The 14794-nt window shown below is 60.0% G+C and carries 14 protein-coding genes; 3 read left to right on the top strand and 11 right to left on the bottom strand.

What is annotated here, in order from left to right; translation table 11 throughout:
- Positions 1-97 precede the first annotated feature (97 nt).
- From uvrC to JZI28_RS16280, 8 genes are all read right to left on the bottom strand, one after another.
- Positions 98-2029, bottom strand: coding sequence for an excinuclease ABC subunit UvrC (gene uvrC, locus JZI28_RS16245; protein ID WP_375698276.1), 1932 nt, complete (start codon positions 2027-2029; stop codon positions 98-100).
- A 302-nt stretch (positions 2030-2331) separates the two neighbouring features.
- Positions 2332-3108 carry an SDR family oxidoreductase gene (locus JZI28_RS16250; RefSeq protein WP_375698277.1) on the bottom strand — a complete coding sequence of 259 codons (777 nt, stop codon included), beginning with the start codon at positions 3106-3108 and terminating at the stop codon, positions 2332-2334.
- A gap of 39 nt (positions 3109-3147) precedes the next feature.
- Positions 3148-4104 carry a calcium/sodium antiporter gene (locus JZI28_RS16255; protein WP_297341172.1) on the bottom strand — a complete coding sequence of 319 codons (957 nt, stop codon included), beginning with the start codon at positions 4102-4104 and terminating at the stop codon, positions 3148-3150.
- A gap of 171 nt (positions 4105-4275) precedes the next feature.
- Complete coding sequence (locus tag JZI28_RS16260) at positions 4276-5073, bottom strand: S49 family peptidase (protein ID WP_375698279.1); 798 nt, start codon at positions 5071-5073, stop codon at positions 4276-4278.
- 182 nt (positions 5074-5255) lie between these two features.
- A complete protein-coding gene (locus JZI28_RS16265; RefSeq protein WP_297341170.1) occupies positions 5256-6017 on the bottom strand; it encodes an ABC transporter permease in 762 nt (253 codons plus the stop codon).
- Positions 6014-6943 (bottom strand): ABC transporter ATP-binding protein, encoded by a 930-nt coding sequence (locus tag JZI28_RS16270; protein ID WP_297341169.1) that lies wholly within the window; start codon positions 6941-6943, stop codon positions 6014-6016. The genes JZI28_RS16265 and JZI28_RS16270 overlap by 4 nt, the downstream gene beginning before the upstream one ends.
- Positions 6944-7131: 188 nt before the next feature.
- Positions 7132-7647 carry a CoxG family protein gene (locus JZI28_RS16275; RefSeq protein ID WP_295454836.1) on the bottom strand — a complete coding sequence of 172 codons (516 nt, stop codon included), beginning with the start codon at positions 7645-7647 and terminating at the stop codon, positions 7132-7134.
- Between the two features lie 156 nt (positions 7648-7803).
- Complete coding sequence (locus tag JZI28_RS16280; protein WP_375698281.1) at positions 7804-8757, bottom strand: alpha/beta hydrolase; 954 nt, start codon at positions 8755-8757, stop codon at positions 7804-7806.
- 159 nt (positions 8758-8916) lie between these two features.
- On the opposite strand from JZI28_RS16280, the gene JZI28_RS16285 reads away from it, so the two are divergent.
- On the top strand, positions 8917-9426 hold the full coding sequence (locus JZI28_RS16285; RefSeq protein ID WP_375698282.1) for a winged helix-turn-helix transcriptional regulator: 510 nt from the start codon (positions 8917-8919) through the stop codon (positions 9424-9426).
- Positions 9427-9608: 182 nt separating this feature from the next.
- Here JZI28_RS16285 and JZI28_RS16290 read toward each other — a convergent pair whose 3' ends face one another.
- Together JZI28_RS16290 and pobA are read right to left on the bottom strand one after the other, a co-directional pair.
- Positions 9609-10469 carry a crotonase/enoyl-CoA hydratase family protein gene (locus tag JZI28_RS16290; RefSeq protein ID WP_375698284.1) on the bottom strand — a complete coding sequence of 287 codons (861 nt, stop codon included), beginning with the start codon at positions 10467-10469 and terminating at the stop codon, positions 9609-9611.
- Between the two features lie 110 nt (positions 10470-10579).
- The gene (pobA, locus tag JZI28_RS16295) at positions 10580-11761 is read right to left on the bottom strand and encodes a 4-hydroxybenzoate 3-monooxygenase (protein ID WP_295454829.1); all 1182 of its coding nucleotides are present in this window, start codon (positions 11759-11761) and stop codon (positions 10580-10582) included.
- A 118-nt stretch (positions 11762-11879) separates the two neighbouring features.
- Between pobA and JZI28_RS16300 the strand changes: the two genes are divergently transcribed.
- Positions 11880-12737 carry a helix-turn-helix domain-containing protein gene (locus tag JZI28_RS16300; protein WP_295454827.1) on the top strand — a complete coding sequence of 286 codons (858 nt, stop codon included), beginning with the start codon at positions 11880-11882 and terminating at the stop codon, positions 12735-12737.
- A gap of 31 nt (positions 12738-12768) precedes the next feature.
- Here JZI28_RS16300 and JZI28_RS16305 read toward each other — a convergent pair whose 3' ends face one another.
- Positions 12769-13386 (bottom strand): TetR/AcrR family transcriptional regulator, encoded by a 618-nt coding sequence (locus tag JZI28_RS16305; RefSeq protein ID WP_375698286.1) that lies wholly within the window; start codon positions 13384-13386, stop codon positions 12769-12771.
- A 219-nt stretch (positions 13387-13605) separates the two neighbouring features.
- On the opposite strand from JZI28_RS16305, the gene JZI28_RS16310 reads away from it, so the two are divergent.
- The gene (locus tag JZI28_RS16310; protein WP_295454824.1) at positions 13606-14790 is read left to right on the top strand and encodes a lipid-transfer protein; all 1185 of its coding nucleotides are present in this window, start codon (positions 13606-13608) and stop codon (positions 14788-14790) included.
- The last annotated feature ends 4 nt before the right edge of the window (positions 14791-14794 follow it).

A 14794-nucleotide genomic window follows, 5' to 3' on the forward strand; every position in this document is an offset into this window, starting at 1 on the left:
CAGCACCTCTTTCTGAGGCCAATCTGCAGGCTGGGCGCAAGCAGTCAGACCAACGAGAGCAATTAGTCGCACCCCCAAGGAGGAGGCACCGTAGCCCCTACCCTTTTTCATGAAAGAAATCGTAGATCGTTTCCGCCAGGGCGCTTGAAATGCCGTCAACCGCCTTCAGGTCCAGCAGATCGGCGCGGCTCACCGCTTTGGCGCTGCCAAAATGCCTGAGCAAGGCGCGTTTGCGGCCGGCGCCAACACCTGGAACATCATCCAACGGTGTTGCCCCCACTGCCTTGGCCCGTTTGGCCCGGTGGGTGCCAATGGCAAAGCGGTGCGCCTCGTCGCGCATGCGCTGGACAAAATACAGCACCGGGTCATTGCGCTGCAAGGCAAAGGCATTCTCCCCCAGCCGGTGGAATTCTTCCTTACCGTGGTCGCGATCCACGCCCTTGGCGACCCCCACCATGGGAATATCCTCGACGCCGTGTTCCGCCATGATTTCTGCCACCGCCGAGACCTGCCCGGCGCCACCGTCGATCAGCAGCAGGTCAGGCCACTGCCCCTTGGAGCGGTCAGGGTCTTCTTTCTTCAGGCGGGAAAAGCGCCGGTTCAGCACCTCTTTCATCATGCCAAAGTCATCGCCGGGCACCAGATCGTCCCCCTTGATGTTAAACTTGCGATAGGCGTTTTTCATAAAGCCCTCGGGGCCGGCCACGATCATGCCGCCAACCGCATTGGTGCCTTGAATATGCGAGTTGTCATAGACCTCGATCCGCTGCGGCGGAGCCTTCAGGCCAAAGGCCTCTGCCAGACCTTTCAACAGTTTGATCTGGGTGGCGCTTTCGGCCATGCGCCGCGCCAGGCTTTCGCGGGCATTGCGCACGGCGCCCGCCACCAGCTCGGTCTTTTCACCGCGCAGGGGCACCAGGATCTCGACCTTGCGCTCTGCCTTGCCGCTGAGCGCCTCTTCCATCAGGTCGGTGTTTTCGATCGCATCCGACAGGATCAGCTGGCGTGGTGGTTCCTTGTTGTCATAGAACTGACCCAAGAAGGCCTCCATCACCTCGGCGGGGCTCATATCCGCATCGACACGGGGGTAGAAATCCTGATTGCCCCAGTTCTGATTGGCGCGGATAAAGAACACCTGCACACAGGCCTGACCGCCCTCCATATGCAGCCCGATGATATCGGCTTCGGCAACCCCGCGCGGGTTGATCCCCTGGCTGGACTGCACCTGGGTCAGCGCCTTGATACGGTCCCGCAGGGCGGCAGCGCGTTCAAACTCCATCGCCTCGGAGGCCTTCATCATCTCCGCCGCCAGTTCCTCCTGGATCTTGGTGGAGCGCCCGGACAGGAACCTCTCGGCATCGCGCACCGCCAGGCCGTATTCCTCCTCAGAGATCTCGCCGGTACAGGGGGCCGAACAGCGCTTGATCTGATACTGCAAACAGGGCCGCGTGCGGCTCTCAAACATCGCATTGGAACAATCCCGCAGCAAAAATGCCTTTTGCAGCTGATTGAGCGTCCGGTTGACTGCCCCCGCCCCGGCGAAGGGGCCAAAATAGCTGCCCTTTTGCTTGCGCGCACCGCGATGCTTTTTGAGCTGCGCAAAGGGGTGATCCTTGGCCACCAGAATACTGGGAAAGCTTTTGTCGTCGCGCAGCAGCACGTTGTATTTGGGCTTCAGCTGTTTGATCAGGTTCTGCTCGAGCAGCAGCGCCTCGGTCTCGGTCCGGGTGGTAAGGAACATCATCCGCGTGGTCAGCGCGATCATCCGCTCGATCCGGGCAGAGTTGCCCGGGCGGCTATAGTTCGACACCCGCGCCCGCAGATTGCGCGCCTTGCCCACATAGAGCACCCGGCTCTCAGAATCGAGCATCCGGTAAACCCCGGGAGAGGCATCCAGGGTTTTGAGATAGTCCTGAATCACAGCATAGCCCCTGCGCGGCACCTCCCCGTCAGAGGTGGCGGCAATCGGCAGTTCGGCGCTGTGGTCTGCGGAGCTGTCTGAGGGCTGTTCTGGCGTCTGATCTGTCATGCCACAGTGATATGATTCCCAACGCCCGGCTGCAATGACCCACCGTCGGGTTCAAGCCCTGAACAAATCCACCACCCCTGTGGATAAGCCTGAAGATATCTTTGGGCTATCCCCGCTTTTCCCTTATTTCGCGCGGGAAATTCACCACTGCTTAATTTTTAGGCTAATTTGTAACAACCTGAAACTAAAGGAAACTTTTTTGCTTACCTGTCAAGTTTTTGAAAACAAAGACTCTTTTGTAACGGATCTGTGACGACACCACCAAACGTGCACAACTTTCCCTAGGGTAATTGCACCAGCAATCAGCCGCGGTCAAAATTCTCGCTCTCGACCCAGCCCAAGTGTTCGCCGCTATCGACGCAAATGAGCTGTCCTGTCACCGCCCGCGCGGTGAGCAGATAGCCGAGGGCTGCGGTAATATCCGCCGGATCGACACCGCGCTGCAGGATGGTCGCAGCCCGTTGTTTGGCAAAGGTCTCACTGCTTTGATGGGCATTGGCCAGGGTTGGACCCGGTCCGATCCCATTGACGCGAATTCTTGGAGCCAGCGCCTGGGCTGCAGTCTGCGTCAGGGTCCAAAGCGCTGATTTGGCCAGGGTGTAGCTGATGAAATCAGGCGTCAGGTTGCGCACCCGCTGATCAATCATATTGACCACCAGCCCCCAGGCCTGTGGCTCTCCGGCCGCGTCTGTGGGCAGCGCGACAGTTTGCGCCGCCATCGCCTGGGTCAGCAGAAAAGGTGCGCGCAGATTGCTGTCAAAGGCACGGTCCCAGCTGGTGGTGCTGGCGGTTTCCAGCAGGTCTGGTTCAAAAATCGACGCATTGTTCACCAGGCAGGTGATGGCACCGCCCAGAGCAGAGGCCGCATGGGGCAGCAGATCCCGGCTGGCCTGCTGGCAGAGCAGATCCGCCTGCAGGGTGACTGCCCGACGTCCCAAGGCGCGGATTTCCTGAGCGACGTCCTCCGCGGCTGCGGCGGACTGGTCGTAATGCACCGCTACATCATATCCTTCTGCCGCCAGCTTGAGCGCCATGGCCCGGCCAAGCCGCTTGCCCGCCCCTGTTACCAATGCACGCATCTTTTGCTCCCTCTCACTGCTGCAAAGCAGCTGCCGCGATCAAAACAGCACCAGGATATATCCAATGTAAAGCCCCGTCAGGCCAAAGCCCCAAAGTCGGGTGATGTTCTTTTTGAAGAACACAAAAGGAAAGATCAGCAGCGAAGCACCAAGCATGACCCAAAGGTCAAAGCGCAGGAATTCAGGATCCACGGTGATCGGTCCGATCAGGGTGGCAATGCCGATGATGGCCAGCAGGTTGAACATATTGGAACCGATGACATTGCCCAGCGCCACATCCGCCTGTTTGCGCAGGGTTGCCATAACCGTAGTGGCCAGCTCGGGCAGCGAGGTGCCAATGGCAACCAGGGTCAGGCCAATGACCGGCTCGCTGACTTGGTACATCCGGGCAATGATCGTGGCATTATCCACCAAAAGATCCGCGCCCAGTGGCAGGCCGATCAGGCCCAGCCCAAGAAAGATCGCGATCTTCCAGACCGGCATGCTGGGGTCGGCTTCTTCCAGCCCCTCCAGCGGCTCATCCTCGTCGCCGCTGCAACAGTTTTTGCGATGGCTGCGTGCATCGCGAAAGGCATCGCCCAGAAACAGCGCCAGGGCCGTCAGCAGGATCAACCCAGACCAGATCGTCAGGGTGCCACACATCGACAGACCAATGAACAAGACAGAGGCCAGAAGCATGAGCACATAGCTTTTGCGGCTGTCACATTGGCTGGTATGCAGAGTGGCCAGGATGGCAGGAATGCCCAGAACCATCAGAATGTTGGCGGTATTGGAGCCCACCACATTGCCCATTGCAATGCCATCGGCGTTTTCTGCAACCGCTTTGATCGCGATCAGCAGCTCAGGTGCAGAGGTGCCAAAGGCCACAATCGTCAGACTGACGATCAAGGCAGGCACCCCAAGGCGCAGCGATAGGTTCACCGCACCACGTACCAGTGCATCCCCAGCCAAAAGCAGGATCACCAGACCCAACCCACAAAGCAGCCACGGCATCATTTGCGCGGTCCTTTTAACTTGCAGCCACAGGGGCCTTTGCCAATCTTGAACCGCCCACAAGAGGAGCAGCGCGCGGATTGCAGTCTTTTTTGCCCGGGAAAGGTAAACTTTCCGAACATAGCCAGCACCGCTATGACCACCAAAAACAGGGTTACAATCTTAAAAATCACTTCACAGCCCAAAACGCGCGAAATCCGCACGCTCCTCGATGCCCGCCACGACATCTTTGGCCAGCTCGATACCAAACCGGCTCAGGAAGGGTTTTTTGACGCCGTAGCGCCGCAGCTTCACCTTGTCGCCAAAGCGCGCCATCAAAGTCGGCTTGATATGGCCGATACCGTCGATCAAGCCCAGCTCAGCGGCCCGTTTGGCCAGCCAGATCTCGCCGGTGAACAGCTTATGACTGCCGTCGAGCTTATCGCCACGCCGGTCGGTGACGTGGTCGATGAAATTGTCATGTATATCGCCCAGCAAGCCCTTGAGACGGGCAACGTCTTCCGGGTTTTCTGCCTGAAACGGGTCGAGCATGGATTTGCTTTCGCCTGCGGTATAGACCCGGCGCTCAACCCCATGTCGGTTGAGCAGCTCCTGGGCGCCAAAGCCCGCAGAAATCACCCCGATAGAGCCAACAATCGAGCTGGCATCGGCCCAGATCTCATCCGCTGCAACCGCCAGCCAATAGCCCCCCGAGGCCGCGACATCCTCGACAAAGGCAAAGACAGGGACGTCCTTTTCCTCTGCCAGGCGCCGAATGCGCGCGCCAATCAGCGAGCTTTGCACCGGCGAGCCACCGGGAGAGTTGATCTCCAACGCCACAGCGTCTGGCCTGCCCTTGCTAAAGGCCGCTTCCAGCACCGGCGCCAGCGACGCATCGTTCAGGGCGCCACGCCCGGCCATGCCAATGGCCCCGGACAGGCGCACAACAGAGACGAGGGGCGGTTTTTTCAAAAAGGGTAAGCGCAACATCATTGCGCCGATGTAGATCGCCGTAGGGGGTGAAACAAGGGAGGCGCCGATACAAAACCTGTTCCGGTCAAAATCCGGGGGTGTCTGTGTATATTTGCAACGCTCCCGGCCCAGGCTGGAAGCCTTTGCTTAATTGTCAGTCTTTTATTTGCATTTCCTACCGTTAGGCCAACCCGGCACAGCACTCAGGAGCGGATGCGCCAGCCGGTCTTGAAGATCCACCAGATCACCCCAAGGCAAAGCGCTGTAAACAGCCCAATTGCCATCAGGCTGGTGCCCACCGGCACATCCGAGGTGCCAAAGAAGGACCAACGAAAGCCGGAAATCAGATAGACCACCGGGTTGAACATGGTAATTTTCTGCCAGATCGGTGGCAGCATGGAGATCGAATAAAACGATCCCCCCAGGAAAACCAGCGGCGTCACGATCAGCAGCGGCACCAGCTGCAACTGCTCAAAATTCTTTGCCCAGATGCCGATGATAAACCCCATCAGCGCAAAGCTGAGGCAGGTCAGCACCAAAAACACCACCATGGCAAAGGGGTGGGCGATTGAAATGTCCACAAACAGGGTTGAGGTGGCCAGGATGACAACGCCAATGAACAAGGCCTTGGTTGCCGCCGCGCCCACATATCCCAACACGATCTCCAGAAAATTTATCGGCGCTGACAACAGCTCGTAAATCGTGCCGATGAACTTGGGGAAATAGATGCCAAACGAGGCGTTGGAAATACTCTGCGTCATCACGCTGAGCATGATCAGGCCGGGGACAATAAAGGCGCCGTAGGCGATGCCATCCACCTGATCAATGCGGCTGCCAATGGCGGCACCAAAGACCACAAAATACAAGGATGTCGACAGCACAGGCGACAGAAAGCTCTGGAACAAAGTGCGGAAGAACCGTGTCATTTCAAAGCGGTAGATTGACCAGATAGCAGTCCAGTTCATGACTTCTCTCCTGACACGAGGCCGACAAAAATATCTTCAAGGCTGGATTGCCGGGTGGAGACATCCGCCAACACCAGGCCAGCACTTGCCACATCGTTCAGCAGCGCGGTGATGCCGGTGCGGTCGGCCTTGGTGTCATAGGTGTAAATCAGCGCATCACCTGCCTCACTCAGCGCCAGGTCATGCTCTGCCAAGCTGGCGGGCACCTCGGTGATTGGCGCGGAAAGGTGCACGCAGAGCTGCTTTTTGCCCAGCTGCGCCATCAACTCGTCCTTGTCTTTGACCAACAGGATCTGGCCATCGGCAATCACCCCGACGCGGTCGGCAATTGCCTCGGCCTCTTCGATGTAATGGGTGGTCAGGATGATGGTCACACCGTTGCCTTTCAGCTCCCGCACCACGTCCCACATGTCTTTGCGCAGCTCGACATCAACCCCCGCGGTGGGTTCATCCAGGAACAAAACCCGCGGCTCATGGGCCAGCGCCTTGGCGATCAGCACCCGGCGTTTCATGCCGCCGGACAGCTCTTTGACCTGGGCGTTGCGCTTATCCCAGAGCGACAGCTTTTTCAGGATGTCTTCGATCAGCGGCTCATTGCGGGGCTTGCCAAACAGGCCGCGCGAAAACCGCACCGAGTTGATCACCTTTTCAAAGGGTTCGAGATTGATCTCCTGCGGCACCAGCCCGATAAGCGCGCGGGCGGCGCGAAAGTCGGTCAGGATACAATGTCCCCCCACCTTCACGGACCCAGAGGTGGGGGTGGTGATCCCGCAAACGGTCGAGATCAACGTGGTCTTGCCAGCGCCATTTGGCCCCAGCAGGGCAAGGATTTCACCCTCATCAATATCCAGCGAAACCCCTTTGAGCGCTTCAAAGCCGCCCTCATAAGATTTGCGCAGATCGGAAATGGTCAGGATCGCCGCCATGGGACCTCCCTTGATCAAAAGGCTTCAATTTTGCTGCACCCTACCCAGCGCAGGAGGCCACGACCAGTAAGCGGGAGCACAAAGACATGCGCAGACATATGTGCGCCTGCGCAGAGAGATTTTTCACCGCAGCCCTTGGCAGGCCTGCGGGCAAGTTGCCGGGATGGCCAGCGGAGCTGGTTTGCGAGTTAATTCCCGGTGATCTTTTTGAACCAACCCTTTTTCTCCTCACCCTCGCCCGCATCCTCTTCGGCCTCGGCCTCTTCGGGGGCAAGATGGGTCTGCAGGTTGACAAAGAACTGATCCGCCATCTTTTTTGCAAAACCATCAATGATCCGGCTACCCAGCTGCGCCAGCTTACCGCCGACTTTGGCCTCGACCTCGTAGGACAACAGGGTGCCGGTCTCAGAGGGGGTCAGGCTGACCACCGCGCCGCCCTTGGCAAAGCCAGCCGCGCCGCCCTTGCCCTCGCCGGTGATGGTGAGCTTTTCGTTCTCGATCAGATCCGACAGGGTGACCTGGCCTTTGAAGGTGGCTTTGACCGGGCCGACCTTCTGCGTCACCGAGGCCTCGAAGCCCTCTTCAACGCTGCCGTTCACCTCTTGGGCGCCGGGGACGCAGGCCTTCAGAACCTCCGGGTTCAGCAGGGCCGCGTAGACCTCGGCGGGGGGGGCGGCAATCTCTTTGCTGTCACTCATCTGCATGGCGGGGGCCTCCTTTGGGCGGGTGAGCGGGCCAGACCAACCATTGCGGTACGCCTCTGCCTCTCTGCCTCGTGGTTTGTCTCTGCCTCTAGACCTAACCGACCCACGGGGCCGCTGCCAAGATGCAAGCCGTCAGCTGCCGCACTCTGCTGGCCGCTAACGCGGCGTAGCCACGCCCAAATGGGCAACCACCGAGGCAATCACCGTCGCGTCCCGCAGCAAGCGGTTATGGCCCAGCCCGTCACTCACCTCCAGCCGCGCAGCCTTCCAGACCCGCGCCAGATCTTCGACCTCCTGCAAGGGGATTATCCGATCCCCGCTGTCGTGCAGGATCAAGGTCGGCAAGGTCAGCTGCGGGGTGAGCGTCGCGGCTTTTAGCGCCGAAAACGGCAGGCCATAGCGTGCTTCCACCCGGCTTTGCGCTCCTTTTGCCACGCTGGCAGAAAAGCCAAGCTGGCTGGCCAGGCGCTGGATAAAGCTTTGCAGATCCGGCATCGGCGCCAAAAGCGCCACCCTGTCAGCCTGCATCCCCCGCGTGAGCGCCGCAATCACCGCCGCCGCGCCGTTGGAATGCGCCACAACCCCGGCCAGCGGGCCAAGCCGGGCGGCGACCTGCTGCGTCACTTCCAACATTTCCGGCAGCGAACTGCGGCTTCCAGCCGCCGCCCCATGGGCCGGGGCATCAAAGGCAATCACCCGATATCCGGCCGCCACCAAGGGCGCCGCAAAACCGCCCATCTGTCCGGCGCGACCACCAAAGCCATGCACCAGCAATACCGTCGGCAGTGGTGCCTCGTCGCGCACACCCGCCAAGGGCCGCGCGCCGCGCCATTCATAGAGCGGCACCTGGGTGCCGTCGGTCAATTTCAAAGGGGTGGCCGTCGCCTGAAGCAACCAGTCCCGTTCCCGGCGCGGCAGTTTTTGCCGCTGGGGCCGGGTAAACAAATAGGCAAACACGGCGGAGGCCAACCCAGGGCTGACCCGGCTGAGCGCCCCGGTGGTGCGGTGAAACCATTTAGGGGCACCCGCTTGGCGCCGCTTGGATTTCGCGGCGGCTGCTGGTTGCGCTGTGGCGCTAACCTTTGGGCGGGCAGTTGAAGTCGTGACCATCTGGCGGCCTCCTCGAAGTTTCTGTGCCGGACTGTGCCAGACTGTGCTGGCCCGGCGCTGCGTGCCCGGTATGACACGCGAATCAAATATGAGTTCTAATTTGGAACTCATTATCAGTTCCAATTGAGAACTCTGTCAATCCGTGCTAAGGTTCCGCCCATGAAATGGCATGATCTCACTGGTGACACCTGTCCGCTTGCCCGCGCTATGGGGGTGGTTGGGGATCGTTGGACGCTGCTCATCCTGCGGGAATGTTTCCTAGGGGTGCGCCGGTTCGATGGATTCCAGAAACGTCTGGGCGTGACCCGGCATCTGCTGGCCGAACGGCTAAAGCGGCTGGAGGCCATGGGGGTTCTGGAACGGCGCCCCTATCAAGAACGCCCCCTGCGCCATGAATATCGCCTGACCGCCTCTGGAAAAGAGTTTGCCCCGGTGCTACTGGCGATGCAGGATTGGGCCCAGCACAACCTGCCCAGCCAGGAGCCCGCTCCCTTTACCTTTGTAACCCGCGACACCGGTGCCCAAGTGGACCCGGTTTTGACCGATAAGAACACGGGCCAGGAGCTGAACCACAAAACGGTTCTGATGGTCCTCTCCGAGGCTGCACCAGACGAAACGATCCAGGCACCAGCCTCAGATCCAGCCCCAGATACCGGAACCGAACATTAGGACTGGGCCTCAGTTCAGGACTGGACCTGCAGGTTTCTGAGCCTCACCCCAAGGGGAGAAAAGAGCGTGCCCTGCCGCATCTCTGGAGTTGGCTGGAACGCCCTTTTGAGGGGAAGGCTTGGTTCGTGAAAGGCCCCTGACTAGTTGCAGGCTTGACGGATGGTCTACTCAGCCGCAGGGCCCTAGCGATTTCCCTTTGGGATTTCCTCGTTTGTGGTCCAGTCAAAGGTGCCCTCGTCGCGCTCGCGCACCGCTTGCTTCCAGCCCATCTCTTCAGAGCGCGCCTTGAAGTTCAGCCCTTCAGGTGAATGCCGGGTGATGCCGTCAAAGATCGTCGCCAGCCGCTGGGTCTGCATCAGGCCGGTCTGCTCAACCGCCTGATTGATCACCAGTTTCTGCATCGCCAGTTGATTGATCGGCACCGTGGACATGCGCGATGCCATGGCCTCGACCGCATCCTCCAGCTCGGCCTGCGGCACCGCCTGCATCACCAACCCGATGTCCGCCGCTTCGCGCCCTGAGATCTTGTCGCCGGTGAACAACATGCGTTTGGCGCGCTCTGCCCCCAGCCGATAGACCCACATTGCGGTGGTTGGGCAGCCCCAGACCCGGGTCGGCATGTAGCCGATCTGCGCCTCCTCTGCCATGATGGTCATATCCGCACAAAGCGCGATATCGGATCCGCCAGCCACCGCTGCGCCATGCACCTTGCACAAAACAGGTTTCACCGCCCGCCACAGGGACATGAAGTGCTGGGTGTTTTCCCACATGAAACGGTAGTCCTTGATCGGATCCCAGGGCATCTCCTGCGTTGCCGCGCCGGAGCCATTACCCTCCGCATAAAAGGTCAGGTCATAGCCGGCACAAAAGGCCTCGCCCGCACCCGACAGCACCATGACATGGACGCTGGGATCGGCATCGGCCCGCGCCACCGCTGCCGCCAGATCTTTGGGCAGCTGATCATTGATGGCATTCATCACCTCTGGCCGGTTGAGCGTGATCCGCGCAATCCGGCCAGTCTTTTCATAGGCTACTGTCGACATGTCTCTCTCCCTTGCTTGCACTCAGGAGAGCATGCTCTTTGCCATCAGGCTAGACTGATTAGGCCGGGACGCTACCCGGCCTACGTGGCGTCACTGCATATGGGGCGCCCTTAGTAAGGCAAGCCCACGTAGTTTTCCGCCATCGAGGCCTGCGCCGCCTCGGAGGAGAACAGATAGTCCAGGTCGGCGCATTGCAGCCGCAGGTCCGCCTCGCTCATATCCGGGAAACGGTGCAGCAGGTTGGTCATCCACCAACTAAACCGCTCGGCCTTCCAGACCCGCGCCAGGGCTTTTTCCGAATAGCCTTCCAGGCCGGCACTGTCGCCGTTTTTGTAGTGATCCAGAAACCCGTGATAAAGATAGTAGATATCGGACGCCGCCGAGTTCAGCCCCTTGGCCCCGGTTGGCGGCACGATATGCGCCGCATCCCCAGCGAGAAACAACTGACCATAGCGCATCGGCTCTGCCACAAAGCTGCGCAGCGGCGCGATGGATTTCTCAATCGAGGCACCAGTTTGCAGCCCCTCGGCAACCTCTTTGGGCAGGCGCGCCTTCAGCTCTGTCCAGAAGGCCTCATCCGACCAGTCTTCGACCTTATCGGTCAGCGGCACCTGAATGTAATAGCGGCTCAATACCTGGCTGCGCATGGAACACAGCGCAAAGCCACGCTCATGGCGGGCATAGACCAGCTCGGGCGAGGCGGGTTTGGTCTCAGAGAGGACACCAAGCCAGCCAAAGGGATAAACCTTTTCATATTCGCGCAGCACATCCGCCGGGATCGACTTGCGGCTGACCCCGTGAAAGCCATCGGCACCAATGACAAAGTCACAGTCAATGCGGTGCTCTGACCCGTCTTTTTCATAGGTAACATAGGGGGTTTGCGATTTCAGATCATGGGGCTGCACCTTGTCGGCCTGATGAATGACACTGCCCCCCATGGCATCGCGCGCCGCGTACAGATCGCGTGTCACCTCGGTCTGGCCATAGACCATCACCGTGGCACCATCCGCAGAGCCCGCCAGATCAATGCGGTCCATCCGCCCCTGATGCGCCAGATAGACTCCGTGATGCTCTTCGCCCTCGGCCTCCATACGTGCGGCGCAGCCGGCTTCGCGCATCAGCTCGACAAAACCATGTTCAAGCACCCCGGCGCGAATACGCCCCAGCACATAGTCCCGCGTCTGCCGCTCCAGTACCACGGTATCAATGCCCTGACGGTGCAAAAGCTGTGACAAAAGCAGCCCCGAAGGCCCGCCGCCAATGATGGCAACCTGAGTGGTTGTTTGCGACATGAACACGTCTCCCTAAACATGCGGGGCTGGAGTTTGCCCGTGGATCTGTCATCTAATATGCATTGAGAAAATTACTTTGCGAATGGACTGACTGCGCAACTTCTTGTACATTTCACACATGCCCCATGCCTCCCACATCAGCAGCTACAACCTGTTTGGCGAAACCGAAGAACTGGCAGATGTGCTCCATGTCGAGACCATTCGCTCGCGCTCGGCCCTGCATGACTGGCAGCTAAAGGCCCATCGCCACGCCCGGCTGCACCAGCTATTATTCCTGACAGAGGGCAATGGCGTGGCCGAAATCGACGGCAAAACCCAGGCGATTCCAACCGCCAGTTTTGTCAATATTCCGCGCGGCGTGGTACACGGCTATGACTTTGCGCCAGAAACCCACGGCTGGGTGGTAACGCTGACCTCTGACCTGCTGGACCACTGCATCCAGGCCAGCGAAGGGGTGCGGGCACCGCTGGAACGGCCTGCGATCCTGCCTCTGCCCGGGGAGCTGGGCGAGTTGGCCGAACATCTGTTTGATGAATACCACCGACAGGATTTTGCCCGCGCCCAGGTGCTGCGCTCTTTGGCGGGCGCCCTGATCGCCCTGGCCGCCCGCGCCATTTTTGAGGCGGATAGCGCCAATCAGCATCGGGCGGGCAACCAGCTGTTCACCCGGTTTGAGGAAATGATCGAACGGGATTTTCGCACCCGCCGCCCCCTGGCCGGTTATGCCCGCGATCTGGCGATCTCTCCCACCCATCTGAACCGGATCACCCATCAATCTGCCGGACAGTCAGCCTCGCAACTGATCAACGACCGCATGCTGCGCGAGGCGCGCCGGATGCTGATCTATACCAATCTGACCGCAGCGCAGATCGCCTATGATCTGGGGTTTTCCGACCCGGCGCATTTCAGCCGGGTCTTTACCAAGGGCACCGGCACGCCGCCGAAACTGTTTCGCAAAAAGGTCAGCGAGGCCTAGCGCAGGGCTTTTCACCCAGGGGCAGGACCCCTTAATTCTGCGCCGTCATCCCAGACAGGACCAGCTGCAGAATTTGCTCTGCGATCTCACCCTGCGGCACCGGATCAGGCACCCGATTCCAATGGGGGATCCAATTCAAGGCGCCAAAAACCGCCGCCGCCACCAAGCGTGCATCGCAGGGGCGCAGGCTGCCCTCGGCCACCCCCTGGGTGATCAGGCCGCGCAGGTGAAAGTCCACCTCGGCCTTGCTGGCGCGCAACGCGTGGCGGCGCTCTGGCGACAGGCTGTGTTCACGGACCATAGCAAGTGTCGCGCCCAGATCGGTGGAAACCCAGGCGCAATAGCCCCGGATCAACAGGGCGATACGATCCACCACCGGCAGGGCTGCATCCTGGCTCTGCTGCATGGTTTCGCGCAGAAATTCCAACCCCAGCAGGTGGCAGCCAAACAGGATGTCCTCTTTGCTTTGCACATAATAATAGATCGTGCGTTTGGTGATATTGAGCGCCGCCGCAATATCCTCCAGCGAGGTTTGCTCATAGCCTTGATCGTTGAACAGGCAGGCGCCGGCCTGCAGCACCGCTTGCCGCTTGGCCTCTCGCTGGGCGTCACGACTCGCCCCGGGTTTGATCCAGCTGTTATTGCCCATATTGCCGTTCTGCTCTCAACACATTGACCAAAATGCCACCGCCTACCCGACCAGTTTTCCCAGAGAACGCCAGCTGACAGCCAGGTGACGCCCGGTAATTACACTCATCAGTTACATGAAACTTGACCTCTTGCCCAGCCCCGGCAAACAGTACGCAAGAAGCAAAATTGCGTCGGTGCGCAACACCTGCGTCCAAAGCATCAGCAAGGAGAGAGACCAATGTCATCAGAGGTACTGGTTGCCGGAGTGGGCATGACCAAGTTTGCCAAACCCGGTCAAAACGCCCCCTATACCGAAATGGGAGCCGCCGCACTGCGCGACGCGCTCGCCGATGCAGGCCTGCCTTATGACGCCGTTGAACAGGCCTATGCGGGCTATGTCTACGGGGACAGCACCTGTGGTCAGGCCGTGCTATACAAGGTGGGCATGACCGGCATTCCGGTGATGAATGTGAACAACAACTGCTCGACCGGTTCGACCGCGCTGTTCATGGCGCGCCAGGCGGTGCAGTCCGGAGCGGTAGATGTGGCGCTGGCGCTTGGGTTTGAACATATGCAGCCCGGCGCTCTGACCTCCCATTGGGACGACCGCCCCAGCCCCTTTGATGCCTTCGATTCGGAGACCGACGATCTGGTTGGCCGCCCTGAAATTCCGCTGGCGCTGCGCTATTTTGGCGGCGCCGGTAAATCCCACATGGAGAAACACGGCTCCTCCCTGACCGATCTGGCCCGCATCCGTGCCAAGGCCAGCCGCCACGCGGTGAACAACCCGCTGGCGCTGTTCCGGCAGGAATTGTCGCCCCAGGACGTGCTGGACAGCCCGATGATCTGGGAGGGCGTGATGACCCGGCTGATGGCCTGCCCGCCCACCTGTGGCGCCGCCGCTGCCATCGTGGTGAGCGAGTCTTACGCCAAGAAACACGGGCTCAATCAGGCGGTGCGTATCAAAGGTCAGGCGATGACCACGGACTATGCCTCGACCTTTGAGGCCCATGACATGATGCAGCTGGTGGGCTACGACATGACCGCCGCCGCCGCCAAACAGGTTCAGGAACAGACCGGCATCAGCATCGACGACGTGGATGTGGTCGAGCTGCACGATTGTTTTGCCCATAACGAGATGATCACCTACGAGGGTCTGGGTCTTTGCCCCGAAGGCGGCGCCAGCAAGTTCATCGCCGATGGCGACAACACCTACGGCGGTAAATATGTGACCAACCCCTCGGGCGGGCTCCTGTCCAAGGGCCATCCCCTGGGCGCCACCGGTCTGGCGCAGTGTTACGAGCTGACCCGGCAATTGCGCGGCACTGCCGGTCCTACTCAGGTCGCGGGCGCACGCACCGCCCTGCAGCATAATCTTGGTCTGGGTGGTGCCTGTGTCGTCACCCTGTACCAGGCAGCCTGAGGAG

It is taken from the genome of Pseudophaeobacter sp. TrK17 (genome assembly GCF_042192375.1).
Taxonomy (GTDB): domain Bacteria; phylum Pseudomonadota; class Alphaproteobacteria; order Rhodobacterales; family Rhodobacteraceae; genus Pseudophaeobacter.